Origin of the sequence: Sphingomonas sp. CFBP 13603 (assembly GCF_014892665.1) — a bacterium.
Classification (GTDB): Bacteria; Pseudomonadota; Alphaproteobacteria; order Sphingomonadales; family Sphingomonadaceae; genus Sphingomonas.
The window spans coordinates 256,900-279,919 of sequence record NZ_JADBIA010000002.1; the positions used below are offsets into that span (position 1 = coordinate 256,900).

At 65.8% G+C, this 23,020-nt stretch carries 28 protein-coding genes; 13 read left to right on the top strand and 15 right to left on the bottom strand.

Translation table 11 applies throughout. The features are described from left to right. Positions 1 to 10 precede the first annotated feature (10 nt). From IFR23_RS04025 to IFR23_RS04050, 6 genes are all read left to right on the top strand, one after another. Entirely contained in the window at positions 11 to 265 is a 255-nt protein-coding gene (locus IFR23_RS04025) for a DUF6356 family protein (protein ID WP_107962750.1), read from the top strand. A 233-nt stretch (positions 266 to 498) separates the two neighbouring features. Continuing rightward, complete coding sequence (locus tag IFR23_RS04030; protein WP_192974805.1) at positions 499 to 858, top strand: hypothetical protein; 360 nt, start codon at positions 499 to 501, stop codon at positions 856 to 858. Continuing rightward, positions 855 to 1,058, top strand: a complete 204-nt coding sequence (locus tag IFR23_RS04035) for a helix-turn-helix transcriptional regulator (protein ID WP_107962748.1) — start codon at positions 855 to 857, stop codon at positions 1,056 to 1,058. The genes IFR23_RS04030 and IFR23_RS04035 overlap by 4 nt, the downstream gene beginning before the upstream one ends. A gap of 1 nt (position 1,059) precedes the next feature. Further along, positions 1,060 to 1,989 carry an alpha/beta fold hydrolase gene (locus tag IFR23_RS04040; RefSeq protein ID WP_192974806.1) on the top strand — a complete coding sequence of 310 codons (930 nt, stop codon included), beginning with the start codon at positions 1,060 to 1,062 and terminating at the stop codon, positions 1,987 to 1,989. Positions 1,990 to 2,009: 20 nt separating this feature from the next. Then, a complete protein-coding gene (locus IFR23_RS04045) occupies positions 2,010 to 2,777 on the top strand; it encodes an alpha/beta hydrolase (RefSeq protein WP_192974807.1) in 768 nt (255 codons plus the stop codon). Then, a complete protein-coding gene (locus tag IFR23_RS04050) occupies positions 2,774 to 3,523 on the top strand; it encodes a hypothetical protein (RefSeq protein WP_192974808.1) in 750 nt (249 codons plus the stop codon). The genes IFR23_RS04045 and IFR23_RS04050 overlap by 4 nt, the downstream gene beginning before the upstream one ends. A 30-nt stretch (positions 3,524 to 3,553) precedes the next feature. Here the strand turns inward: IFR23_RS04050 and IFR23_RS04055 are convergent, their stop codons facing one another. Then, a complete protein-coding gene (locus tag IFR23_RS04055) occupies positions 3,554 to 4,660 on the bottom strand; it encodes a fatty acid desaturase family protein (RefSeq protein WP_192974809.1) in 1,107 nt (368 codons plus the stop codon). 177 nt (positions 4,661 to 4,837) lie between these two features. Between IFR23_RS04055 and IFR23_RS04060 the strand changes: the two genes are divergently transcribed. Further along, positions 4,838 to 5,989, top strand: coding sequence for an N-acetyltransferase (locus tag IFR23_RS04060; RefSeq protein ID WP_192974810.1), 1,152 nt, complete (start codon positions 4,838 to 4,840; stop codon positions 5,987 to 5,989). 73 nt (positions 5,990 to 6,062) lie between these two features. Here the strand turns inward: IFR23_RS04060 and IFR23_RS04065 are convergent, their stop codons facing one another. The 6 genes from IFR23_RS04065 to IFR23_RS04090 form a co-directional block, all read right to left on the bottom strand. Next, on the bottom strand, positions 6,063 to 6,857 hold the full coding sequence (locus tag IFR23_RS04065) for a transporter (RefSeq protein WP_192974811.1): 795 nt from the start codon (positions 6,855 to 6,857) through the stop codon (positions 6,063 to 6,065). Further along, entirely contained in the window at positions 6,854 to 7,624 is a 771-nt protein-coding gene (gene xth / locus IFR23_RS04070; RefSeq protein WP_192974812.1) for an exodeoxyribonuclease III, read from the bottom strand. The genes IFR23_RS04065 and xth overlap by 4 nt, the downstream gene beginning before the upstream one ends. A 7-nt stretch (positions 7,625 to 7,631) precedes the next feature. After that, on the bottom strand, positions 7,632 to 7,970 hold the full coding sequence (erpA, locus tag IFR23_RS04075; protein ID WP_446740884.1) for an iron-sulfur cluster insertion protein ErpA: 339 nt from the start codon (positions 7,968 to 7,970) through the stop codon (positions 7,632 to 7,634). A gap of 141 nt (positions 7,971 to 8,111) precedes the next feature. Next, positions 8,112 to 9,290 carry a M23 family metallopeptidase gene (locus IFR23_RS04080; protein WP_192974813.1) on the bottom strand — a complete coding sequence of 393 codons (1,179 nt, stop codon included), beginning with the start codon at positions 9,288 to 9,290 and terminating at the stop codon, positions 8,112 to 8,114. A 236-nt stretch (positions 9,291 to 9,526) separates the two neighbouring features. Next, the gene (locus tag IFR23_RS04085) at positions 9,527 to 9,979 is read right to left on the bottom strand and encodes a peroxiredoxin (RefSeq protein ID WP_192974814.1); all 453 of its coding nucleotides are present in this window, start codon (positions 9,977 to 9,979) and stop codon (positions 9,527 to 9,529) included. Further along, positions 9,972 to 12,680, bottom strand: a complete 2,709-nt coding sequence (locus tag IFR23_RS04090; protein ID WP_244655439.1) for a bifunctional [glutamine synthetase] adenylyltransferase/[glutamine synthetase]-adenylyl-L-tyrosine phosphorylase — start codon at positions 12,678 to 12,680, stop codon at positions 9,972 to 9,974. The genes IFR23_RS04085 and IFR23_RS04090 overlap by 8 nt, the downstream gene beginning before the upstream one ends. 75 nt (positions 12,681 to 12,755) lie before the next feature. Between IFR23_RS04090 and IFR23_RS04095 the strand changes: the two genes are divergently transcribed. Next, the gene (locus IFR23_RS04095) at positions 12,756 to 12,938 is read left to right on the top strand and encodes a hypothetical protein (RefSeq protein ID WP_192974815.1); all 183 of its coding nucleotides are present in this window, start codon (positions 12,756 to 12,758) and stop codon (positions 12,936 to 12,938) included. 51 nt (positions 12,939 to 12,989) lie between these two features. Here the strand turns inward: IFR23_RS04095 and IFR23_RS04100 are convergent, their stop codons facing one another. Continuing rightward, entirely contained in the window at positions 12,990 to 13,643 is a 654-nt protein-coding gene (locus IFR23_RS04100) for a sigma-70 family RNA polymerase sigma factor (RefSeq protein ID WP_192974816.1), read from the bottom strand. A 346-nt stretch (positions 13,644 to 13,989) separates the two neighbouring features. Then, positions 13,990 to 14,793, bottom strand: coding sequence for a response regulator (locus tag IFR23_RS04105; protein ID WP_192974817.1), 804 nt, complete (start codon positions 14,791 to 14,793; stop codon positions 13,990 to 13,992). Positions 14,794 to 15,179: 386 nt separating this feature from the next. On the opposite strand from IFR23_RS04105, the gene IFR23_RS04110 reads away from it, so the two are divergent. The 3 genes from IFR23_RS04110 (at position 15,180) to IFR23_RS04120 (ending at position 17,426) form a co-directional block, all read left to right on the top strand. Continuing rightward, positions 15,180 to 15,269 (top strand): NepR family anti-sigma factor, encoded by a 90-nt coding sequence (locus tag IFR23_RS04110; RefSeq protein ID WP_162233433.1) that lies wholly within the window; start codon positions 15,180 to 15,182, stop codon positions 15,267 to 15,269. A gap of 17 nt (positions 15,270 to 15,286) precedes the next feature. Next, complete coding sequence (locus IFR23_RS04115) at positions 15,287 to 16,936, top strand: histidine kinase dimerization/phosphoacceptor domain -containing protein (protein ID WP_192975014.1); 1,650 nt, start codon at positions 15,287 to 15,289, stop codon at positions 16,934 to 16,936. A gap of 355 nt (positions 16,937 to 17,291) precedes the next feature. Beyond that, positions 17,292 to 17,426, top strand: a complete 135-nt coding sequence (locus IFR23_RS04120; protein ID WP_197978278.1) for an entericidin A/B family lipoprotein — start codon at positions 17,292 to 17,294, stop codon at positions 17,424 to 17,426. Positions 17,427 to 17,486: 60 nt separating this feature from the next. On the opposite strand, the gene tatC is transcribed toward IFR23_RS04120, so the two are convergent. From tatC to IFR23_RS04145, 5 genes are read right to left on the bottom strand one after another with little or no spacing between them, the layout of a single operon-like run. After that, on the bottom strand, positions 17,487 to 18,269 hold the full coding sequence (gene tatC, locus IFR23_RS04125) for a twin-arginine translocase subunit TatC (RefSeq protein WP_192239026.1): 783 nt from the start codon (positions 18,267 to 18,269) through the stop codon (positions 17,487 to 17,489). Between the two features lie 58 nt (positions 18,270 to 18,327). Then, positions 18,328 to 18,837 carry a Sec-independent protein translocase protein TatB gene (gene tatB / locus IFR23_RS04130; RefSeq protein ID WP_192974818.1) on the bottom strand — a complete coding sequence of 170 codons (510 nt, stop codon included), beginning with the start codon at positions 18,835 to 18,837 and terminating at the stop codon, positions 18,328 to 18,330. Between the two features lie 38 nt (positions 18,838 to 18,875). Further along, the gene (locus IFR23_RS04135; protein WP_056057475.1) at positions 18,876 to 19,121 is read right to left on the bottom strand and encodes a Sec-independent protein translocase subunit TatA; all 246 of its coding nucleotides are present in this window, start codon (positions 19,119 to 19,121) and stop codon (positions 18,876 to 18,878) included. A gap of 35 nt (positions 19,122 to 19,156) precedes the next feature. Next, positions 19,157 to 19,759, bottom strand: coding sequence for an SMC-Scp complex subunit ScpB (gene scpB / locus IFR23_RS04140; RefSeq protein WP_192974819.1), 603 nt, complete (start codon positions 19,757 to 19,759; stop codon positions 19,157 to 19,159). Further along, the gene (locus IFR23_RS04145) at positions 19,756 to 20,478 is read right to left on the bottom strand and encodes a segregation and condensation protein A (RefSeq protein ID WP_056055791.1); all 723 of its coding nucleotides are present in this window, start codon (positions 20,476 to 20,478) and stop codon (positions 19,756 to 19,758) included. The genes scpB and IFR23_RS04145 overlap by 4 nt, the downstream gene beginning before the upstream one ends. 106 nt (positions 20,479 to 20,584) lie before the next feature. On the opposite strand from IFR23_RS04145, the gene IFR23_RS04150 reads away from it, so the two are divergent. Together IFR23_RS04150 and map are read left to right on the top strand one after the other, a co-directional pair. Further along, a complete protein-coding gene (locus tag IFR23_RS04150) occupies positions 20,585 to 20,791 on the top strand; it encodes a ParD-like family protein (RefSeq protein ID WP_056055789.1) in 207 nt (68 codons plus the stop codon). Position 20,792: 1 nt separating this feature from the next. Further along, a complete protein-coding gene (gene map / locus IFR23_RS04155) occupies positions 20,793 to 21,566 on the top strand; it encodes a type I methionyl aminopeptidase (protein WP_192975015.1) in 774 nt (257 codons plus the stop codon). Between the two features lie 357 nt (positions 21,567 to 21,923). On the opposite strand, the gene IFR23_RS04160 is transcribed toward map, so the two are convergent. Next, positions 21,924 to 22,925: a glycoside hydrolase family 3 protein gene (locus tag IFR23_RS04160; RefSeq protein WP_192974820.1), complete on the bottom strand. Its 1,002-nt coding sequence runs from the start codon at positions 22,923 to 22,925 to the stop codon at positions 21,924 to 21,926. Positions 22,926 to 23,020: the final 95 nt, after the last annotated feature.

Sequence of the window (23,020 nt, forward strand, 5' to 3'; positions counted from 1 at the left end):
GAGACCGCCAATGTTCCGCCGCTTGTTCCTCGACCACCCTGCCACCGTCGGGGAGAGCTATGTCGAGCATTTCGGCGTCGCCGGGCGCTTCGGCATGACGATGATCAAGGGCGGCCTCGGTGCGCTGGTCCACGCCTTCGTACCGGCGCTGTGCAAGACCCGCGGGAGCGACACGGTCGCCGAACTGCACCGCCAGATGGTGCTTAAGCGCGGCGCCGTGGCGGCGGATCAGACGCAGATGAAGACGGTCGAATTCATCATCTAACGATCCCTGGGGAGCCCGCAAGCTTCCAAAGGTTACGATAAGGTCACACCTGGAACGCGTTCGTGCGCAGGGGACACGTGCGTCGTACTGACGCGCGTGCATGTCTTTTTGTAAGGCTTCATTGACACGCCATTTCGATAGCATGTAAAGCACGCTTGTCCTTAACAGGGAGACTCTCCGTGCTGACCATGCGACAAGCCAACCGCCGTTATCTCAATCGCTTCATACCCAGCATGACCTGCTACGCAGTCTTTCTGCTGGGGTCGAACATGGTCGAGTCCGCCTACGCACCGACCGGTGCCGCTCTCATTGCGCTCGCGATCCTGCCTGCACTGCCGATCATCGCCGTCATCTGGGCGATGGGTATGGCGATCGTCGAGCAGCCGGACGAGTATGTGCGGGCCAAACTGATCCACGCCATGCTGATCGCGACTGCAATGATGTTGTCGGTCATGACGGTGTGGAGCTTCCTCGAAGATACCGGCGCGGTGCCGCACAAGCCGGTTCACCTCGCCTTTCCCTTGTGGTGCGCAGGGTTGTTGATCGGTCAGGCGTGGCTCTGGCTGCGCGACCGGATCGCCGGTCGCTCATGAAGAACCGTCTCAAGGTGCTGCGTGCCGAGCGGGACTGGAGCCAGGGCGATCTGGCCGACCGTCTCGGAGTCTCGCGGCAGAGCGTCAATGCGATCGAGACGGGGCGCTATGATCCGTCGCTGCCGCTCGCGTTCAAGATCGCCGAACTTTTCGACCTCAGCATCGAAGACATTTTCACTAGCCCGTCGAAGGAGTCGTGACATGATTTCGCACTTCAAAGCTCGCCTTGCCGCTACCGCCGTGACGCTGATGATCGGCTTGAGTCCCGCCGCGAGCCACGCGCAGGCTGCGACGGCCGCCGCGCCGAAGGTCGATGCGGGCGAGACGCAGATGCCGCACATCTCGGTGCAGACCATCGGCAAGGGTACGCCGGTGATCCTCGTTCCGGGGCTGTCGTCGCCGCGCGCGGTATGGGCAGGCGTTGTCCCTGCCCTCGCCAAGTCGCACCGAGTGTATGTGGTGCAGGTCAACGGCTTTGGCGCCGACGATCCGCGCGCGAACCTGTCGCCGGGCATTCTCGATGGCATCGTCGGCGACCTGCACACGCTGATCGCCCAGTCGAAACGCGGCAGGCCGGCGATCGTCGGGCATTCGATGGGCGGCCTGGTCGCGCTTATGCTGGCCAAGGCGCATCCCGATGACGTCGGCAAACTGATGATCGTCGATTCGCTGCCGTATATCGGCGAGATATTCGCGCCCGGCGCGACCGTGGCGGCGCTCGAACCACAGGCCAGAACGATCCGCGCCGGAATGGCCGCGGCGTACGGGAAGCCGGCGAACCCGGCGGCGAACGCGGCGCTTGCCGCGCGCATGGCACTGAAGCCTGCGTCGCGCGCGACGGTTGCCGCGTGGGCGGCAAAGGCGGATGCGCGCGTCTCGGCGCAGGCGATGTACGAGGACCTGACGACCGACCTGCGTCCCGACATGGCCTCGATCGCCGCGCCGATCACACTGGTCTATCCGTGGAACGCGGCGGGGCCGACCAAGTCCGATGCCGACGCTCTCTATCGGAAGGCTTACGCGATGGCGCCACACGTAACCTTTGTCGATATCGGCGATGCGGCGCATTTCGTGATGCTCGACCAGCCCGCCGCATTCCAGGCTGCACTCGACGCCTTTCTCCAGCGCTGAGGCGCGGCTAAGGTGCAGGCATGACCGATACCGCCACGCCGCCTGCACCGACGCCTCCGGCCAAGGAGCGCCCTCGCCTCGCCTATCATCACACGCCCGCGGCCGAGGGCGTGACCGGACCGACGATCGTGTTCCTGTCGGGCTATGCGTCCGACATGATGGGGACAAAGGCCGTGACGCTCGAGGCGTGGGCGAAGTCCGAGGGGCGCGCGTTCCTGCGGTTCGACTATGGCGGCTGCGGGCAGAGCGAAGGCGCGTTCGAGGACCAGACGCTGGCCGACTGGCGCGACGACGCGCTGGCGATGATCGATGCGCTGGTGGAAGACTCCGCGGTGATCGTCGGCTCGTCGATGGGCGGGTGGCTGATGCTGCTGGTGGCCAAGCTGCGGCGCGATCTGGTGAAGGGTCTGGTCGGAATCGCGCCGGCACCCGACTTCACCGACTGGGGCTTCACCACCGACGAGAAGATGGCGCTGCTCAGCAACGGGCGGATCGAGCGCAAGAACCCCTATGGCCCCGAGCCGACGGTCTACACCCGCGCGTTCTGGTCGTCGGGCGAAGCCAACCGACTGATGTTCGGCGAGATCGCGTTCGATGGTCCGGTCCGGCTGGTCCAAGGGCAGCGCGATCCGGACGTGCCGTGGCACCGCACCGCGCGGCTGGCCGAGCTGTTGCGTTCAGCCGACGTGCAGACGTGGCTGGTCAAGGACGGCGACCACCGCCTTTCGCGCGATCCCGATATCGCGCTCATCATCCGGGCGGTCGAGGATGTGATCGCCGCCTTATGATCCTGACGTTGTTGCTGATTGCCGCGCAGGCCTCGCCCGTTGCGGGGCCTGCCGTTTCCCGCCCGGATCGCGCCGCACGCTGTGGCGCGCTGGCGCAGACCGATCCGACAGCCGCACGTGCGGAAGCGGGCCGATGGCGGATCGGCGGTGGCGGCTATCTCGCACGTCAATGCGCTGGGCTGGCGTTCGCGGCCGAGAAGAACTGGCCGTCCGCGGCGGCGGAGTTCGAGGAAGCTGCGCGTGAAGCGCAGGTCGCCAAGGACGCAAGCGCGGCAAATTACTGGGCGCAGGGCGGGAACGCATGGCTCGCGGCGGGCCAGCCGGCCAAGGCTCGCGCCGCGCTCGATTCAGCGCTGGTAGCGGGAACGCTGACCGGATTGCCGCTCGGCGAGGCGCAACTCGATCACGCGCGCGCGCTGGTCGCAGCGGGTGAGCTGAACGCGGCGCGTGGCGATCTGGATCGGGCGCTGAAGAACGCGGGGGACGATCCGTTGGCGTGGCTGTTGTCGGCAACGCTTGCCCGGCGGATGAACGACCTGCCGCGGGCCAAGACCGATATCGCCGAAGCGTTGAAGCGCTCGGCGGACGATGCTTCGGTGCAACTGGAGGCGGGCAATATCGCTGCGGCGCTTGGCGACGAACCCGGTGCGCGGGCTGCTTGGGGAGCGGCTGTGCGGCTGGCTCCGACCAGCGACGCGGGCCGCAATGCCGCTGCCGCGTTGAAGCAGTTCGACGTTTCTAAATGACGGTCCGGGCGATGTGCCCGGACCCTCGTGTCAGCGACGGACCATCGTGCTGCGGGCGATCTTGCTGACCAGCCCCGGCAGTCCTGGATAGCTCGCCTTGTGATATGGCGACATCGCATCGAGTTCTGCCGATATCCGGCGATGTGCCTCGCCCAGCGCGTGATAGGGGAGCCCCGGCAACAGGTGGTGCAGCGCGTGATAGCGCAGCCCGACCGGCGCCCAGAGCGCAGGCAGCAACGCCGGCGGCGGCACGTTGACGGTGTCGAGATACTGCGCCGTCACGGTCATCGGCTCGCCGTCATTCTCCCAGAGATGCGCGACCAGCGTGCGGACCTGGTTGAGCACCGCGAAGGCCGATGCGATGCCGAGGATCGTCAGGAAAGCGCGGAGCGGCAGCACGCCCGTTACCGTGATCGCGATCAGCGTGATCGCCCAAAGGCTGGCCGCGATTTCGAGACGATCCCAATAGGCCTTTGCCTCGCCTTCGGGTGCGCGACGGCGGAACTGCGGGTTGATCGCCAGCGCCGAATACCGCTCGACCACCATCGTCCGCAGCTTCGGGGACAACAGCGACACGGGCGACAGGATCGCGAACCGGACGAGCAGCGCGATCGGTGCCAGCGCCGAGACGACGATGAACAGCGGCAGCGTCCACGGCTTCATCAGCGCGAGCGGCAGATATTCGGGATCCTCGACGGTGCCATAGCGCGTCTTGGCGTGATGGAGGTTGTGGACGCCCTCGTACATGAACGACGGGGTCAGCATCGGGACGCCGACCAGTATGTTCCAGCCGAGCCGGAAGTTGGGCACGGCGGCATGCTTCATGTGGCTGACTTCGTGGATGAAGCTGAGGCCACGATACAGACCGAGCACCGATGCGATCGCCGCGACGATTGCGACCGCGGTCGAGTCCGATGTCGCAGCGACGAAGAGCGCGCCATAGCCGAGGACCATCGACGCGATCAGGTCGCCCCAATAGACGGCAGGCCGCGGCTTCACCAGATCGCGCGTGAGATCGGCGGCGGCGCGCAACATCGCCTTATCGTCGGCAACGCGCACGAGGCCAGCCGCCGGAGAACCGGCCACCGGAGGGGCTGGAGCGGCCGTGCCGCGGGCTAGGCTGAGCGATGTGTCCATGGGTGTATCCTTTGCCCGAAGATAGTGGCCGCAGCGTGGCATTTACAGGTTTGACGCGCCCCTTGCCCGCCGAGGAAACACGATCACCGTGACAGAGCCCGGCGATGACGCATGTGTTGCTCGCCTTTGCGCGTGATGCTGGATAGATACGCTCGACTGCGCTTTCGGGAACGACACATGGCCAAGCTTACCATCCGTCCGGTCGAGACGAAGAAGGATCGCAAGATCTTCATCGACTTGCCGTTTCGCCTGTACGCGGACGATCCCAACTGGGTGCCGCCGCTGAAGTCGGAAGCGCTCGGGCTGATCACGCCCGAGAAGAACGGCTGGTTCAGTCATGCCAAGGCGCAGTTGTTCCTTGCCGAGGAGGACGGCCGCGTCGTCGGGCGGATCTCCGCGCATATCGATACGCTGGCGCTGACGATGCCGCCCGAACAGGGCTTCGGCCCCGGTGTCGGCCAATGGGGGCTGATGGAGGCGGAGCGGCAGGACGTGTTCCAGGCGCTGCTGGCGCGTGCCGAGGCGTGGCTGCGCGAGCAGGGCATGACGCGGGCGCTCGGGCCGATCAGCATGTCGATCTGGGAGGAGCCCGGCCTGCTCATCGACGGCTACGATCATCCGCCGACGATCATGATGGGCCACGCCAAGCGCGAATATCGCGGCTGGATCGAATGGGCGCAGTATCGCCCGATCAAGCAGCTGATGACGTACGAGGTCGACGTCACCAAGCAGTTCCCGCCGATCGTCCAGCGCATCATCAAGTCGGGCGAGAAGAACCCGCGGATCGTCATCCGCAACGTCGACAAGACCAAGTTCGAGGAAGAGGCGGCGATCATCCTGTCGATCCTCAACGACGCGTGGAAGGACAATTGGGGGTTCGTGCCGCTCACCCCGCCCGAGATCAAGGACGTCGGCGTCAAGCTGAAGCCGATCGTGTTCAACGACCTGATCCGGATCGCGGAGGTCGACGGCGTACCCTCGGCCTTCATGATCACGCTTCCCGACATGAACGAGGCGATCAAGCCGCTCAATGGCAACCTGCTGCCGTTCGGCTGGGTCAAGCTGTTGTGGTGGCTACGCAAGCCCAAGGTGCGGACCGTGCGCGTGCCGCTGATGGGGGTGGTGAAGGAGTTGCAGGCATCGCGGATGGCGAGCCAGCTGGCCTTCATGATGATCGAATATATCCGCCGTGCCTCGGTCGAGCATTACGATGCGAAGCGCGCGGAGATCGGCTGGATTCTGGACGACAACCAGGGGATGCGGTCGATCGCCGAGACGATCGAGAGCCGGGTGAACAAGGTGTATCAGGTTTACGAGCGGGTGCTGTAGGCTGGCGCCTGCGGAGTTCGGGAGGGAGCGGCGGGCCTGCCACGGCCTGACGCGGAAGCAGCCCGGCCGGCATCTAGAACCTGCGCGATATCCCCGCATAGACCCGGGCATCGGGCGTATGATCGTTAAGGCCGGCAGCGCCGAGCACGTCGAACTGGAGATCGTCGCTCGCCGCCCATGCCAGCGACAGCGCTGCGACCGTCTGCGTCGCATGCTCCTCGGGATCGTCGTCGCGGAGCGCCTGCATCTCGCCGGTGAGCGTGAAATCCTTGTTCAGCTTGTACGCCAGACCGGCTGCCGCGCTGTAGGCGAGGTGCCGGCCGTTACCGTCCTGATCGACCGCGGCGTCGATCTCGGGCGTGAGATCGAGCGAAAGCGTATCGGAGAGCTCGTACGTCACCGGGACCAGGAACCCCGCCCCCCAGTCGCCAGCGCCGATCGACGAGCGTCCGACCGGGAGCGTGACGAACGGCAGCACCGCGACCGAGAAGCCCGAGCCGTCGGGATCGTGCAGGTTCGCCTTGAGCCCCAGCGACACGTCGCCGATGCCGTTGACCGTATCGACGCCGGTATCGTCACGCATCCGGTCGTGACCAAACGGCGTCCAGCCGACCCGCGCCTCGATCGTGTCGCTCACGCCGACGCGCACCAGCGTATCACCGAACAGGATATTGTCCTCGCGCGAACCCGGCTGGTCGTCGCGGGTCCAGTCGGCGATCGCGGTCTCGACCGAGATCTTGCCGGGCGCCATCGTACAGGCGGGCGTGTCGATCCCCGGCCGCTCGGGGCAGTATTCGCGCTCCTGTGCGCCGGCACCGGTCGCATACAGCGCGGCGATCGACACCAGCGCGACGGCGAGCGCCTTCATCGCAGGCGGACCCAGGTCGGCGCATGATCGCTGGCCTTTTCGCGGCCGCGATACGCCTTGTCGACGCCAGCATCGATCATCCGGTCGGCAGCGTGCGGGCTGAGCAGCAGGTGGTCGATCCGGAACCCGGCGTCGCGCTGCCACGCGCCCGCCTGGTAATCCCAGAACGTCCAGACGCCGCCCTTGGGGTATTGCGTGCGGAGTGCGTCGGTCCAGCCCTGTGCGACGAGCGCACGGTAATGCTCGCGGCTCTCGGGCTGCATCAGTGCGTCATCCTGCATCGCGCGGACCGAGAAGGTGTCGTCGTCGTTGGCGATGACGTTGTAGTCACCCGCGAGGATGGCCGGCTTTTCCTCCGCGAGCAGGACGCGCGCGCGGGCCGCGAGGCGGTCCATCCAGCGGAGCTTGTAGTCGAACTTCGGGCCGGGCTGCGGGTTGCCGTTGGGAAGGTAGAGCGCGCCGACGATCAGCCCGTCGATCTCCGCCTCGATGTAACGGCTGTGCTCGTCCTCGGGTTCGCCTTCGAGACCGCGCTGGCGCACGACGGGCGTGCCGCTCTTCGCCAGGATCGCGACGCCGTTCCAGGCCTTCTGGCCGTGCCACACCGCGCCGTAGCCGGCGGCCTCGATGTCGGCGATCGGGAAGGTGTCGTCGCTCGACTTGAGTTCCTGGAGACAGACGATGTCGGGCTGCGCCTCGACGAGATACTCGATCAGCCGCGGCAACCGCGCCTTGATGCCGTTGACGTTGTACGTGACGATTTTCATGGGCTGGTCAGACCGAGAAGCTGGAGCCGCAGCCGCAACCCGATGCGGCATTGGGGTTCTCGACCTTGAACGCGGCGCCGGCGAGCGACTCGACGTAGTCGACCGCACAGCCGCGAACGAGATCGATGCTGACGCTGTCGACGACGAGCTTCACGCCGTCATGCTCGGCGATCACGTCATCGGCCTCTACCGAGTCGGCGAACCCGAACTTGTACTGGAAGCCGGAACAGCCGCCGCCGTCGACCGAGAGACGCAGGATCGCCGGCTTCCCCTGCTTGACGGCGATCGCCGCGACGCGCGCCGCAGCGGAGGGGGTGAGGATGATGTCTTGGACCAGCATTGCCATGCGCTTGAGATAGGAGGTTGCGCTATCCGCGGCAACCTTGGGGTTGGCATAGTGTAAGTCCGTCCCCGTGAGTCGAGGTCCCGGCTTTCGCCGGGATGACGGGGGTGTGGCCTTGAGTACCGTGTGGATTGCGGCCGCGTGTCAGTCCTGTGCGGCGGGGCCGCTGGTCGAGACGGGGATGGCGTTCACGGCGCGGTCCTGTGCGGCGAGCAGATAGTCTGCGGTCGTCAGGAACGGGACCGGGTTTACGGCGTGGCCGTCGATACGGACTTCATAGTGAAGATGCGAGCCGGTCGAGCGGCCGGTCGAGCCCATCAGCGCGATCAGCTGGCCGCGGGTGACGCGGGCGTTGTCGGCGACGAGGATCTTCGAAAGATGGCCGTATCGCGTCGCGATGCCCTTGCCGTGGCTGATCTCGACCATGTTGCCGTAGCCGCCCTGGCGACCGGCGTGCGCGATGATGCCGTCTGCGGTGGCGTAGATCGGCGTGCCGATCGGACCGGGAATGTCGACGCCGGCGTGCATCGCAGCGGTGCCGCGGAACGGATCGGAGCGGATGCCGAAATTGCTGGTGAACGACAGCGAATGCACCGGCTGCACCGACGGGATCGCGATCACGCCCTGCTGCAACGTGTCGAGCTTCTTCCAGGTCTGGAACAGCGTGCGGAACTGCGCGTCGGCGCGGAGATCGGCGGTGGCCTCCTCGCTGTTCGCTGCGATCAGCGGACCGCCCATCGCGGTCGAGCGCTGATGCTTCGCGACACGCTCCGGACGCAGACCGAGCTGCCGTACGGTGGCGGTGGTGTCGGCGTAACGCTGATCGAGCAGCTTCTGTGCGACGCTGGCAAGCTGGACCTGATGGCCTTCGACCTTGACGAACGGCTTCACGACGTCGGCAGCGAGCTTGTCGGCGGCGGGATCGATCGACGGGGTCGCGAGTGCCAGCGCCTTCGCGTCGCCGGTGCCGGTCAGTGCGGCGGCGATCAGTGCCTGGCGGTGATCGACGCGCTGGGCATGCGCCTGTGCAGTTTCGCGGATCGTCGCGACGCGCTGCTGCATCTGGCCGATCTGATGCTGCATCTGCGCAATCTGCGCATCCGTGTCGGCGGGCTCGACCGCACCGGCTGCAGCGACGGCGCCGTAACCGGAAAAGCCCAGCGTGACGGCGCCGATCGCGGCCATCGCGGCCTGACGCTTTGCGCCCAGGCTGATTCGACGGAGCGAATTGCCGTCATGAAACAGAAAATCGCGCGTCGCGAACACGGCCTTGAGACGCGTCACTATCACCGATACGGCGGCTGCTGCGGTAAATTCGACCATTGGTCCCCGACACAAAAATACAGGGCCGTTCGCTCCCAAAGCGGACGGCTCCCAAACTCTGTCCTGACTCGCAGCCCCTCCGCGCCCCAGACATTGTGGTTAGGCCGGACGCCGCCGACTTGGGCAATAGCGCGAGCGCGGTGACGCGGCGGAGCGGCATACCGGTGCGGCGAGTTGATGCCGGAGCGACGGAACGATGACGTCAGATCGCGAAAAACAGCGAATCCCCAACGGCTTCAGAGCGCCTTTGCAGTCGCCAGCACAGCATCCGCATGACCCGCGACGCGCACCTTGCGCCACGTCTTTGCGAGCGTGCCATCGGCGCCGAACAGGAAGGTCGCGCGCTCGATCCCCATATATTTGCGGCCGTACATCGCCTTCTCGACCCAGACGCCGAATGCCTCGCACGCCGCGCCGTCGACATCGCTCGCGAGCTGGACCGCAAGCGCGTGCTTGGCCATGAACTTGGCATGCGCGGCGGGCGTATCCTTCGAGACCCCGACGACAGTGACGCCGGCGGCGGCAAAATCGTTCGCAAGCGCGGTAAAATCCTTGGCCTCGGTCGTGCAGCCGGCAGTGTCGTCCTTCGGATAGAAATACACCACGAGCGGCGCGCCCAGACTCGCGAGCGATACGGGCGCATCGTCGATCGTCACCGTCACGTCCGGAACCTTCGATCCGTCATCCATCCTGCTCTCCCGTCACCTGCATCCAGAACCGGCGGACCTCCTGCAACGTCGATTCGAGCGTGGCAACCACCGCCGACCAGTCCGCAACGCCGATCGCGCGCGCGATCAGCTCCTCGGTCGCATGCCCCGGCGGCGTGGCATCGGGCGCAACCAGGCGCAATGTGACGAGCAGGCGGGTCAGCACGTCGTGCGCGGCGCGGATGGTGGGTGGAACGAGTTGCAGACCGATCAGGCTGTCGATCGCGGTGCCGAGATTGGGCGCGAACCCAGCGCGGTTCACCAACTGGACGACATGGATCGCGAATTCGAGATCGACGAGTCCGCCCGGGAGGAGCTTGGCGTCGAGCGGCCCCTTGGGTGGCTTGTGCGCCGCCATGTCGGTGCGCATCGTGCGCGCCTCGGCGATGATGTCGCGGTCTGGCCGATCTCCCTCGAGGACATCGCGGACGATCCCGGCCACCGCACCGCGTGAATCGTCCGATCCGAACACCGGGCGTGCCCGGGTGAGCGCCATATGCTCCCAGGTCCACGCATCCTCGCGCTGATACCGCGCGAAACTGTCGAGCGTGACGACGAGAGGCCCCTGCCCGCCGGACGGCCGAAGCCGCGTGTCGATCTGGTAGAGCGGACCTGCCGCGGTCGCGACCGAGAGCGCAGCGGTGACGCGCTGCGCGAGGCGGTTGTAATAGAGCGTGGCGCCGAGCGGCTTGGCGCCGTCCGACTCCGCGGCGAAATCGCCGGTAAACAGATAGATCAGGTCGAGGTCGGAGGAGTGCGTGAGCATCGCGCCACCCATCCGGCCGAGCGCGAGTATGACGAGTTCGCTGCCCGGTACGCGGCCGTGCGTCTTGACGAATTCTTCGATCGCCGCGCTCGCGAGTACGCCGATCGCGGCTTCGGCGACGCGTGCATAGCCCGCCGCGACGTCGAGCGGATCGGACGCGCCGGCGATAACCTGCGCACCGAGTGCGAACCGCAATTCGCCGACGACGCGGCGGACATGATCGAGGCGCGCCTGGTAATCGCCCCCGGCGTCGCCGGCGCGCATCGCCGTCTCCAGCGCCGCGATGTCGCCAACCGGCTCGAACGCGGTGGCGTCGATCAGGCCGTCGAGCAGGTCCGGGCGTCGTCCGAGATCGTCGGCGAGCGTCGGCGCGTGGCTGAGGATCGCCGCGAGCAACGTCGCGAGACCCGGCCGTGCCTCGAGCAGGCGGAAGACGTTGATCGCGCTCGGCAGCCGTTCGAGCAGCGCATCGAGCCGGAGCAACGCCGCCTGGGGAACGGGCGCGGTCGCGAGCGCCGGGACGAGCGTCGGCAGCACGGCCTCCAGCGCCTCGCGCGCGGCGGGGCTGCGCAGCGCGGGATAGGCCCCGCCCCGCCATGCCTCGATGCGCTGACGGGCATGGTCGGGCTCGTCGAAGCCAGCCGCAGCGAGGTCGGCCTCCAGCGTCACCGCATCGTGGGAGAAGGCGGGCCGCGTATTGTCGTCGAGCGCGTCGTAGATCCGCCCGGTGGCCGCGACGCGGGGTGCGAGCAGCGCGAGCAACGCGCCGGCGTCCCCCAGGCCGTGCAGTTTGGCGACCCGGTCGAGCGCGTCGCCGGTCGGCAAGGCGTGCGTCTGGCGGTCGTCGATCATCTGCACGCGGTGCTCGATCGTCCGCAGCAGCGTGTAGCCGTCGATCAGTGCGCACGATTCGTCGTCGCCGATCCACCCTGCCTCCGCCAACCGCGCGAGTGCATCGCGGGTGGCCGGGACGCGCAACGCAGGATCGCGACCGCCGTGGATCAACTGGTGGATCTGCGCGAAGAATTCCGCCTCGCGAATGCCGCCGCGGCCGCGCTTCAGGTCGTAGCCGGGGCCGAACGCCTGCCCTTGCGAATGATGATCGCGGATGCGGGCGGAGATCCCGCGAATCTCGCCGATCGCGCCGAAATCGAGCGCGCGTCGCCAGACGAACGGGCGGATCGCAGCGAGGAAACGCTGTCCCAGGGCGATGTCGCCTGCGGCGGCGCGGGCGCGGATGAAGGCGGCGCGCTCCCACGGCAGCGCCTGCGCCTCGTAATACCCGATCGCGGCCTCGACCGGCAGGACGATCGGCGTGATCTCCGGCGAGGGCCGCAACCGCAGGTCGACACGCAGGACATAGCCGTCGCCGTCGCGGGCCTGGAGTAGTTCGACGACGCGTTTGCCGATGCGGATCGCCGCCTCTTCCGGCTCCTCGCGGGGGCGGCGCGGCAGGGTGGCCGGATCGAACAGCAGGATCGGATCGATGTCCGACGAATAATTGAGCTCGCGGCTGCCCTGCTTGCCGAGCGCGATGCCGACGAACCCGAGCGACTCGGCACCCGGCGTGCGCTCCTCGATCGCGGCGCGGATCGCGGTGTCGAGCGCGCGATCCGCGAACCCGGACAGCGCACCGGTCACCGCGGTGAGATCCAGCACGCCGGCCAGATCGCCGATCGCGACGTTCAGCGCCATCGCGCGCCGTTCGATCCGGAGCCGTCTCGCGGTCGGCATATCGGGCGTGGCGCTCGATGCGGCGAGATCGAGCCGTCCTGTCGCCAGCGATTCCGCCAGCACCGGTTCGCGATCGAGGATCATCGCGAGAAAGGGCGACCATGACCGCGCGCGCGTCACGGCAGCTGCGATCGGGCTGCCGGAGCCGTCGAGCGTGGCAAGAGATGGGATCGTTACGGGCATGACCAGATACTACAGAATCCGGTCATACTATGACACGAGAAAGCAACGAATAGCGATGTCAACCGTTATCGCATCATGACCTATGCATTTCTCACGATCAAACGCGAACAAGACGGCCAGCAGGTCGTTCGCCGCCCGCGCGTGACCGATGTCGTCGGCCATTCGCTGCGTAGCGCTTTCGACGGATGCGGTGGCGTGCCCGACGACATGGCGTCGATGCTACGCAGGCTCGATGCGATACCGCACCGGCTCAACTAGTTCAGGAGAGGTCGATCGGAGCCAAAGTGCGGTGGGTGAGACGCCGGGGTCTCAGCGACCCCGGCTCAACTCCTCGACGTCGCCCATGATCGAATCGAGCGCGGTCTTCGTCGTGTCTGTCTCGTGATCGCGACGTGACGGCAGCGAGCCGTCGTTGAGGATCGTCTCCAAGGCCACGCGGCCACGTGCGACACGGCTCTTGATCGTGCCGACCGCGACGTTGCAGATTTCGGCGGCCTCTTCGTAGGCGAAGCCACCAGCGCCGACCAGAATGAGCGCCTCGCGCTGCGGCTGCGGCAGATGCATCAGCGCGCGCTGCATATCGCCGAGCTCTACGTGCCGATCCTGGCTGGCAGGTGCTGCGAGAATGCGGTCGGCGACCAGATCGTCCCACTCACCCTTGAAGCGCGCACGGCGCATCTGCGACAGATACAGGTTGCGCAGGATAATGAAGGTCCACGCACGCATGTTCGTGCCCGCCTGAAAGCGGAGACGTGCGGCCCATGCCTTCAGCAACGTTTCCTGGACGAGATCGTCGGCAAGATCGCGGCTGCCCGAGAGCGAACGACCGAACGCGCGCAGGTGCGGAATGACCTGTGCGAGCTGCACCTTGAACTCGGCGTCCGAGAGCGAGACATGCTCCACCGGCTCGACGACTTCGTCGATATCGTCCTCGGCGTCGGTACGCGGAGCAGGCTGGGTCATGGAAATCCGATCAATCCCGATAGAAGACTGTCGTCGACGTGCGACGAACATAAGCGTCCGAACCGGCCATTGCCAGTAAAGTACGCCTGATAGAGGTTAGCGGAGGATGATAAATCCGAAGATAACGATGACGAGTACCAACGAAATCGCCAATATGTACCGTGTCATGTGCGGAGTCGCGCCCGCCCGAGCGTCTTCGGTATCGATGTGGATGCGTTCGTTCGGGTCAGCCATGATATGTTAAACCCCCGAAAACCGTTTTGGGTCCGCAACCATTACGGACACGGACCCAGAATGCAGCGAGAACGCGGCACAATCAAGCGGTTGGCTGTTATTCCACAAGCAATCAGGCGGCGGGAACAGTTGCCTGATCGAAGAACAACGCCTGGCTGATCGCAGCCTTCACGGTCGAACGCTGGAACGGCTTGGTGATCAGGAACGTCGGCTCGGGACGCTCGCCGGTCAGCAGGCGCTCGGGGAACGCGGTGATGAAGATCACCGGGACCTCGAATTCGGCCAGGATGTCCTTGACCGCATCGATGCCCGAGCTGTCGTCGGCAAGCTGGATGTCCGCGAGCACGAGGCCGGGGCGCGTTTCCATCGCCAGCGCGACCGCTTCGTCACGCGTGACTGCGACGCCGGTGACGTCGTGACCGAGATCGCGGACGATCGTCTCGATATCCATCGCGATGATCGGCTCGTCCTCGATGATCAGGACCTTGGCGCGGGTCTGGTTCTCGATTTCCGACAGCGCTTCGGCGACGAGATCGTCGACTTCGCTCGTCTCGACTTCGATCAGATACGCTGCGTCCTCGGGCGTGAACCCTTCCATCGCGGTGAGCAGGAGCGCCTGACGCGACAATGGCGTCATCCGGGCGAGACGGGCACGCGCGACGGCCTCATGGCCTTCCGTATCACCGGCGGCCTCGTCGGCGACCTCGTCGAAGTTCGCCGAGTTCCAGATCGCCTGGAACATCCGGTACAGGCCGAGACGCGGATCGACGTCGCGGGGAAATTCTTCCGGTGCCGCGACGATCGCTTCGAGCGTGGCGCGGACGTATTTGTCGCCGTGCATCTGGCTGCCGGTCAGGGCCCGACCATAGCGCCGCAGGAATGGAAGGTGCGGTGCGAGTTGCTGTCCAAGAGACATGGGTAACGAATACTCCCTGATCCTACGCGGCCCCTCATGTGTCGGGTGGCTCGCGTCATTGCAATGGTAGTGGCCGAAAAAGCCGCCCCGTCGTTTCACCGCGACATGCACCGAATGGACGCATTTTGACGCGACCGGTCGACGCGACCGTGCACACAGTGATACGAAGATGCGGATTATTCGCTCGGACGTGGAACTATCGAGATGCTATTTGGTTTCACGAGCATCTTTTCGCGAGTGTGTGCGCCCCGATATCAGGGTGCGCTCGACCGTTTGCGTTCACATGAGTTTGCGTCGTGCAGGGGGAAGTTTTGAGTTTGGGCCACGACACGGAGAAGACAGTGCCTGCCACGAAGCCCGCAAATGGTCCCGATAAGGATCGTCAGATGGGGTCGGCACTGCGATCGGTTTACCAGAAGACCGTCGACGAGGCGATTCCCGACGATCTGCTCGACCTACTCGGCAAGCTCGACTGACGGCGGGCCACATGGCCATGCCCCCCGCTCCGGACGCCGCCGCAATCGCGTCCGCGCATGATGTTTCCGCCACCAGTTCGAACGGTGGCGACGGCGCCACTCAGCCCACGAAGCCCGACGGACGCATCGTCTCGTCGTTGCGGCGTTTGACGACGGGCGCCAAGCTGTTCCTGATCCTCAGCGCCGCCCTGCTTCCGCTGGCGTTGATCGCGGTCTTCGCGACCTTGCAGACGACGCGGCTGGCCGATGCCGAAGCGCGTGCGCGGTTGCGCGTCACCGCGAATGAAAGCGCGCGCGCGCTCGCGATCGAACTCGTCGGCGACATGACCGCGCTGCGAGTGGCCGTAAACGCGCTTGGCAACGATCCTGCCGATGCCCCCAGTTGTGCGCGGGCGCAGGGCGTATTTGCGCAACAATCGTCGGCGGGCACCCGGTTCGTCATCGCCGAGCGCGACGGCACCGTCCTGTGCGGCATGCCGTTGCCGGAACGCGTCGTGATCAACCAGGACGACATGCCGATCGCTGCCGCGATCGTGCCCGAGCGCGGTCTGGTCCTCGCGATCTCTGGCCCGGGCGGTCATACCTCGGCACGCGCCTATTTCCCGCGACCGTTCCTCGAGAAGATCGGCCGCCCTACGAGCCGGGCGCTCGAACTGAGCAGCGCGATCGTGCTCGACGACGACGCGCTGTATCTCGAGCGGATCGAGGACGAGCGTCCGCTCGACCGGATGGAGACGATGCGGACCGATCTCGGCGTCGCGGGTCTTGCGTTGCGGACCAGCATCCGCAGTGCGCCGGTGACGTCGTCACTGGTCATCGCGCTGCTCCTGCCGCTGCTTATGTGGCTGGCCGCGGCGAGTATCGCCTGGTTCGTGGTCGACCGGTTGCTGATCCGTCCGCTGCGGCAGTTGCGGGGCTCGGTCGCCACCTTCACGCCGGGCGAGGAAATCGACTTCGGTGCGGTCCGCACGCTGCCAGCGCAGGAAATCCGCGAGCTGGGCGAGACGTTCCAGGCGATCAGCCGAACCGTCGCGCTGCATGAGGCTGGCCTCGCCGAGGGGCTGGTCCGCCAGACCAAGCTGACGCGCGAAGTGCATCACCGCGTGAAGAACAATCTGCAGGTCATCTCCAGCCTGATCAACTTCCACGCGCGCAGCGCTCGCAGTGCGGATGCCACCGACGCGTATTCTTCGATCCAGCGCCGCGTCGATGCGCTCGCGGTCGTCCACCGCAACCATTTCGCGGAGCTCGAGGAAAACCGCGGCCTGAACCTGCGCACGATGATCGGAGAACTTTCCGCCAATATCCGCGCCACGGCAGCAGATCGCTCGCATGGGCTGGGCATCACGCTCGATATCGATCCGTATCTGGTCAACCAGGATGTCGCGGTCGCGATCGCGTTCCTTGCGACCGAGACGATCGAACTGGCGATGACGTGCGATCCGGCGGCGCAGATCCGCGTCGTGGTCAAGCCATCCGAGATACCCGGTCGTGCGGTGCTTCGCGTGGTGTCCCGCGCGCTCGTGGAGAGCGACATTCTGCGCGAGACGGTGACGCGCTACGGCCGCGTCATGGAAGGCCTCTCGCGCCAGTTGCGGTCGCCGTTGCATCACGATCCGCTGGCAGGGGCTTACGAGATCGCCTTTGCGGTCGTCGGTCGCGATTGATCGAAATAAGGTTCCGGGCGCGAGTCCGCCCGGGTCTTCATCAGATCGAATCTTTTTATCGCTTGAGCGCAAAAAAGCGGGAACCGACCTTCGCGATCACCGTTGGATACTTCGGATAGCGACTTTATGCCCCCCCGCTCTCGCTATCCAAGTCATAGGCCCGGAAGCATCACCCTCCCCCCCCCGGTGATGCTTCCGGGCCTTTATCTTTTTACGGTATTATTCCGGAGCGTGCCCGGTCGCCTGATGCAGTCGCCTGATAAGGCGAGAGGTTTTCAGTTCCGCAAACGGAACGAATGCCCTCCCCGAACATTCCCTCCACCGTGGCATTCAAGCCCTTCTTGGAGGAAGTATTATGCGTAAGTTGGTTGGATTGGCGATTGTCGCGAGTGCTCTGATGGTTTCGGCATGCAACACGGTCGAAGGCGCTGGCAAGGACGTCAGCTCGGCAGGCAAGACCGTCGCGAAGACCGCGAACAGCGCCAAGTAAGCCTCTGCGCTTGATCGTGAAACGGGGCTCGGTGCACACGCACCGGGCCCCGTTTTCGTTTCAGCTCTCGACGATGTCGGTGGAATCGCCCTCGATCGCCTTCGACTTCGCCCGGCTGCGCTCGGTGAACCAGATGCCGATCAGCGCCATCTCGTAAAGAATGACGAGCGGGATCGCGAGCAACAGCTGCGAGCCGATATCCGGCGGTGTCAGCACCGCCGCAATCGCGAACGCCGCGACGATCGCATAGCGCCGCGCACCGATCAGTTGCTTGCGCGTGACGATCCCGGCGCGCTCGAGCAGCATCAGCAGGACCGGCAGCAGGAACGAGATGCCGAAGCCGAACAGGAACTGCATCGTGAACGACAGATAGTTGCCGATCGCCGGCAGCGCCTCGCGGTGGATGCCGCCGACCATGCCGTCGAACCCGAGCAGGAAGTGTAGCGCCATCGGGATCGCGATGTAATACGCCATCGCCGCGCCGGTCAGGAACAGCACCGGCGTCGCGAGGATGAACGGCAAAAGCGCGCGCTTCTCCTTCTTGTAGAGACCGGGCGCGACGAACTGCCAGAGTTGGTTCGCGATCACCGGGAACGACAGCATCATCGCGGCGAAGAACGCCACCTTGATCTGGACGAAGAAGGCTTCGAAAATCTCGGTGTAGATGACCTTGTTTTGGCCGGCCGCGAGCAGCGGATGGACCAGGAAGCCGAAGATGTTCTCGGCGAAATACATCGCCACCGCGAACGTCACGACCAGCGCGGCGATGCAGTAGAGCAGCCGCCGCCGCAGTTCGATCAGATGGTCGAGCAACGGGGCCCGGCTTTCGTCGATCTCGCTCATGCTAGGCTTTCAGCGGTCTGGGAGGCGTTCACGACGGGCGTGGTCACGACGGGTCTCATCACGACGACGCGACGTCGGACTTGCCGGTCTTGTCGTTGGCGTTCGATGCGGGCGTATCGAAGAGATCGGGACCGCGATCGGTCGCTGGCTTCGGCTCGTCTGCAGGATGTTCGGGTGCGGATGCGGATGGCAGCGCGTGCTGGTCGGCGACCGCGACGACGGGCTTTTCGACCATGATCGGCTCGGACGTATGATCGTCGTGGTCCGCGTCGGTTTCGGGGGAATGCACCACCTGCGTGGTATCGACAGGCGTGTCCGTAGCCGTGGCAGTCTGCGGATGCTCGCGCATGATGCGTTCGTTTTCCGACGCCCAGCGCTTTTCCATCTCTTCGAGTTCGGCCTCGCGGACCATGGAATCGAAGCCCGAGCGGAACTGCCGCGCGACGCCGCGCGCCTTGCCGACCCAATAGCCGACCACGCGCATCGCCTTGGGCAGATCCTTCGGACCGATCACGACGAGCGCGACGAAGGCCACGAGCAGAAACTCGGAGGGCGCGATATCGAACATTCACCCGCGCCTATCTAGGGTCGTCAACTCTGCCGGCTTCAGGCAGGACGGTCGTCGCGGACGCGATTGCCGTCGCGATCGAACGCGGGATCGGCAGTTTTCTGCGCTTCGATCCGGGCCGATGGCTTGGCCGGCGTCTCGTCATCGTTCTCGGACATGCCCTTCTTGAAGTTCTTCACGCCCTTGGCGACGTCGCCCATCAGGCTGGAAAATCGGCCGCCGCCGAGAAGGAGGATCGCGACGACCGCGAGAACGAGCAAGTGAATCGGGCTAAAACCGCCCATGGCAATTCTCCTGGAAACTGAACCCTATCTAAGCCTCATCCCGTCTCATTGCCAGCCACCTCGCCATCTTCCCGGTCGTCTTCGCCATCTTCGAGGCGATCGAACGCGAGATCGACCGGATCGAGCAGCCCCGCGGCGCGCAGATCGTCGATTCCGGGGAGGTCGCGGCGGCTCTGGAGGCCGAAATGGACGAGGAATGCAGGCGTGCTCGCGAACATCAGCGGTCGTCCCGGCACTTCGCGTCGTCCGGCCGGCTTCACCCAGCCCGCTTCCATCAGGACGTCGAGCGTTCCCTTCGAGATCTGCACCCCGCGAATCGCCTCGATCTCCGCGCGGGTCACGGGCTCGTGGTAGGCGATGATCGCCAGCGTCTCGATCCCGGCGCGGCTGAGCTTGCGCGGTTCCTCGCGGTCGCGGCGGAGCATGTGCGCCATGTCGGGCGCGGTCTGGAACTGCCAGCGCTCGCCGCGTCGGACGATCGCGATGCCGCGACCGGCATAGTCGGCGGTCAGTTGGTCGAGCGCGGCGCGGACGTCACCGCTGCCGACATGCGCGCGAATCGCGTCGAGCGTCAGCGGGGTCTCCGCCGCGAACAGCACCGCCTCGACAGCGCGCGTGAAGTCGTCGGGTGGGGTCACGCGCGGGCTCTCAGATACAGCGGCGCGAAAGGTGACGCCTGGCGCAGTTCGATCTTCCCCTGCCGTGCGAGTTCGAGTGCCGCGACGAAGCTCGACGCCAGCGCCGACCGCCGCAAACGCTCGCCCGCTTCGGGCAGGAAGCTCTCGATCACGCTCCAGTCGATCCGCTCGCCGACCAGCATCGACACGCGCTCCAGCGCCGCCTCCAGCGTCATTACCTCACGGTCGGCGACGACGTGCATCACCGGCCGCGTCCGCGCGGAAATGCGGCCGTACGCGGCGATCAGGTCGAAGATCTCGGCCTGCCATGCCGCCTTGCGCACCGTACGCAGCCCCTCGGGGGCGCCGCGTAGGAACACGTCTCGCCCGGTGCGATCCCGCGCCATCAGCCGCGCACCCGCCTCGCGCATCGCACTCAGCCGTTCGAGCCTCAGTTGGAGCCGCAGCGCGAGTTCCTCGGGGTCGGGCTCGGCGAGTGGGTCGCGGGGCAGGAGCAGCGCCGATTTCAGATAGGCGAGCCATGCTGCCATCACGAGATAGTCGGCGGCGAGTTCAAGCTTCAGCGCGCGCGCGGAGTCGACGTACGCCAGATACTGCTCGACCAGCGCGAGGATCGAGATTTTCCGCAGATCGACCTTCTGCCCGCGTGCGAGCGAGAGCAGCAGATCGAGCGGCCCCTCCCATCCGTCGAGATCCAGGGTCAGTTGCGCATCGTCCATTGCCGGACGCTACAGCGCACGCTGCCGGGCATCCACCCTCCACGTTTGACCTCAGACCATATGAACCGTACACGTTTCATGTGGTCAGAGTGAATGTGAGGCTTGAATGGGTATCGTGAAGATCGACGACGCGCTGCACGAGGACGCGCGGCGGGCGAGCCAGGTGCTGTGTCGGTCGATCAATGCGCAGGCGGAGTTCTGGATGAAGATCGGCATGCTCGCCGAGGCCAACCCGACGCTGTCGTTCAACGATATCGTCACCGCGCAACTCGCCGCGGCCTCGGTACGTGTCGCCGACAAAACGGCAGCCTGAGATCGTGAAGACGCCGGCCGAACTGGCGCTGATGCGCGTGTCGGGCGCGTTGCTCGCGTCGGTATTCGAGATGCTCGACGAGCAGGAGCTGGCGGGGCTGTCGACGTTGCAGGTCAACGACATGGTCGATCGCTACATCACCGACGACCTTGCCGCCCGGCCTGCGAGCAAGGGGCAATATGGCTTCGAATATGTCCTGAACAGCTCGATCAACCATGTCGTCTGCCATGGCGTGCCGAACCCGCGCGATGTCATTCGCGACGGTGACATCGTCAACCTGGACATCACGCTGGAGAAGAACGGCTTCATCGCCGATTCGAGCAAGACGTATATGGTGGGCACCGTTCCGCCCGCCGCGAAGCGTCTCGTGCGAGTCGCGCAGGAAGCGATGTGGCAGGGTATCCGGCAGGTCCGGTCGGGCGCGCATCTCGGCGATATCGGCTCCGCGATCGAGCGGCATGCGAAGAAGCACGGCTATGCGGTGGTGCGCGACTATTGCGGGCACGGCATCGGTCGCGAGATGCACGAGGAGCCGCAGGTGCTCAATTTCGGGCGCGCGGGGACCGGCATGACGCTGCGCGAGGGGATGGTGTTCACGATCGAGCCGATGATCAACCAGGGGACGCGGAAAGTGTCGACCGAGGATGACGGGTGGACCGTGGTGACCGACGACGGCAAGCTTTCGGCGCAGTTCGAGCATACGGTGGCGGTGACGCGCGGCGGGGTCGAGGTGCTGACGTTGCGCGGGGACGAACGGGCTCGGGGGTTGGCGTGATCGCGGGGGGGCTGTTAGTTTTGCAGCACCTCACCCTTGATTTCAGGCGCTCCCCCTCAACCGTTCGTGCTGAGTAGCGACTGAGTAGGCTCGTCAGAGCCGTATCGAAGGCGTGTATCGAAGCACAGGTTCCGCGTGCCAACCTGGCCTTCGATACGCCGCTTCGACAAGCTCAGCGGCTACTCAGGACGAACGGGAACGCCCTTTCTACCAATCCCACCCCGGCGGAGGCCGGGGCCCAATTGGGGGACGCTGGTAACTGAGGATCGCGCCCCATTACCGCGACCTCTCCAATTGGACTCCGGCCTTCGCCGGGGAGGTACGAAAAAAAACGCGCGTTACTCGTAGCAAACCAGATCAGGCGCGCGCCAAGAGCGCGTCCCGCGTCGCGATCAGTTCTGCGAACTGGCCTTTGCCCGTCCCGACCGACTTCATCGCCCGATCAAGCCGCGCACGCGACGCCTCCGAGATTTCCCCAAGCCGCCCGGCGATCTCGACCATCTCGTCCATCCGCGCCCAGCAATCGAGCACCAGATCGCACCCAGCCGCGATCGCGCCAGCCGCCTTGTCGCCGGCGGTGCCGGACAGCGCCTTCATGTCGATGTCGTCGGTCAACAGCAGGCCGTCGAAGCCGATCCGTCGACGGATGATCTCGTCGATCACGATCGGCGATAGCGTGGCCGGGCGATCGGCGTCCCAGGCGTCGAAGACGATGTGCGACGTCATGCCCATCGGTGCCTGGTTGAGCGTGCGGAAAGGTTCGAGGTCGACTTCGAGTTCGGCGTCGGTCGCGGTGACGGTTGGGAGGTGGTGGTGCGTGTCCACTCGCGCGCGGCCGTGGCCGGGCATGTGCTTGACGACACCGACCACGCCGCCTTCGGCCAGCCCTTCCAGCGTTGCGCGGCCGAGGGCTGCGACGCGCATGGGGTCGGAGCCGAACGTGCGCGAGGCGACGGCTTCGGTGGTGTCGGGCTGCGACACGTCGAGCAGCGGCAGGCAGTCGACGGTGATCCCGACCTCGCTGAGCATCACGCCGAGTGCCTGCGCGTTGGCGCGTGCCGCCTGGATCGCGGTCATTGGCGCGCGTTCGTAAGCTGCGTCGAATACCGGGCCAGCGGGGAATGCCGGCCATTCGGGCGGTCCCATTCGCGCGACGCGGCCGCCCTCCTGGTCGATCAGGATCGCCAGGTCCTGGCGTCCGGCCACCGCGCGGAGCGAGTCCGTGAGCGCCCTCACCTGCGCGCGATCGACGATGTTGCGCTTGAACAGGATGTAGCCGGCGGGCTCGCACTCGGCGAAGAACGCGCGTTCGGCGGGCGTGAGGACGGGGCCGGACAGGCCGAAGATAACGGGCTTCATGACTGGGTCCTAAACCAAAAGCCCCCCCCTTACCGTTCGCCCTGAGCGAAGTCGAAGGGCCTGCGTATCGGAAGGGACTTCGACTTCGCTCAGCC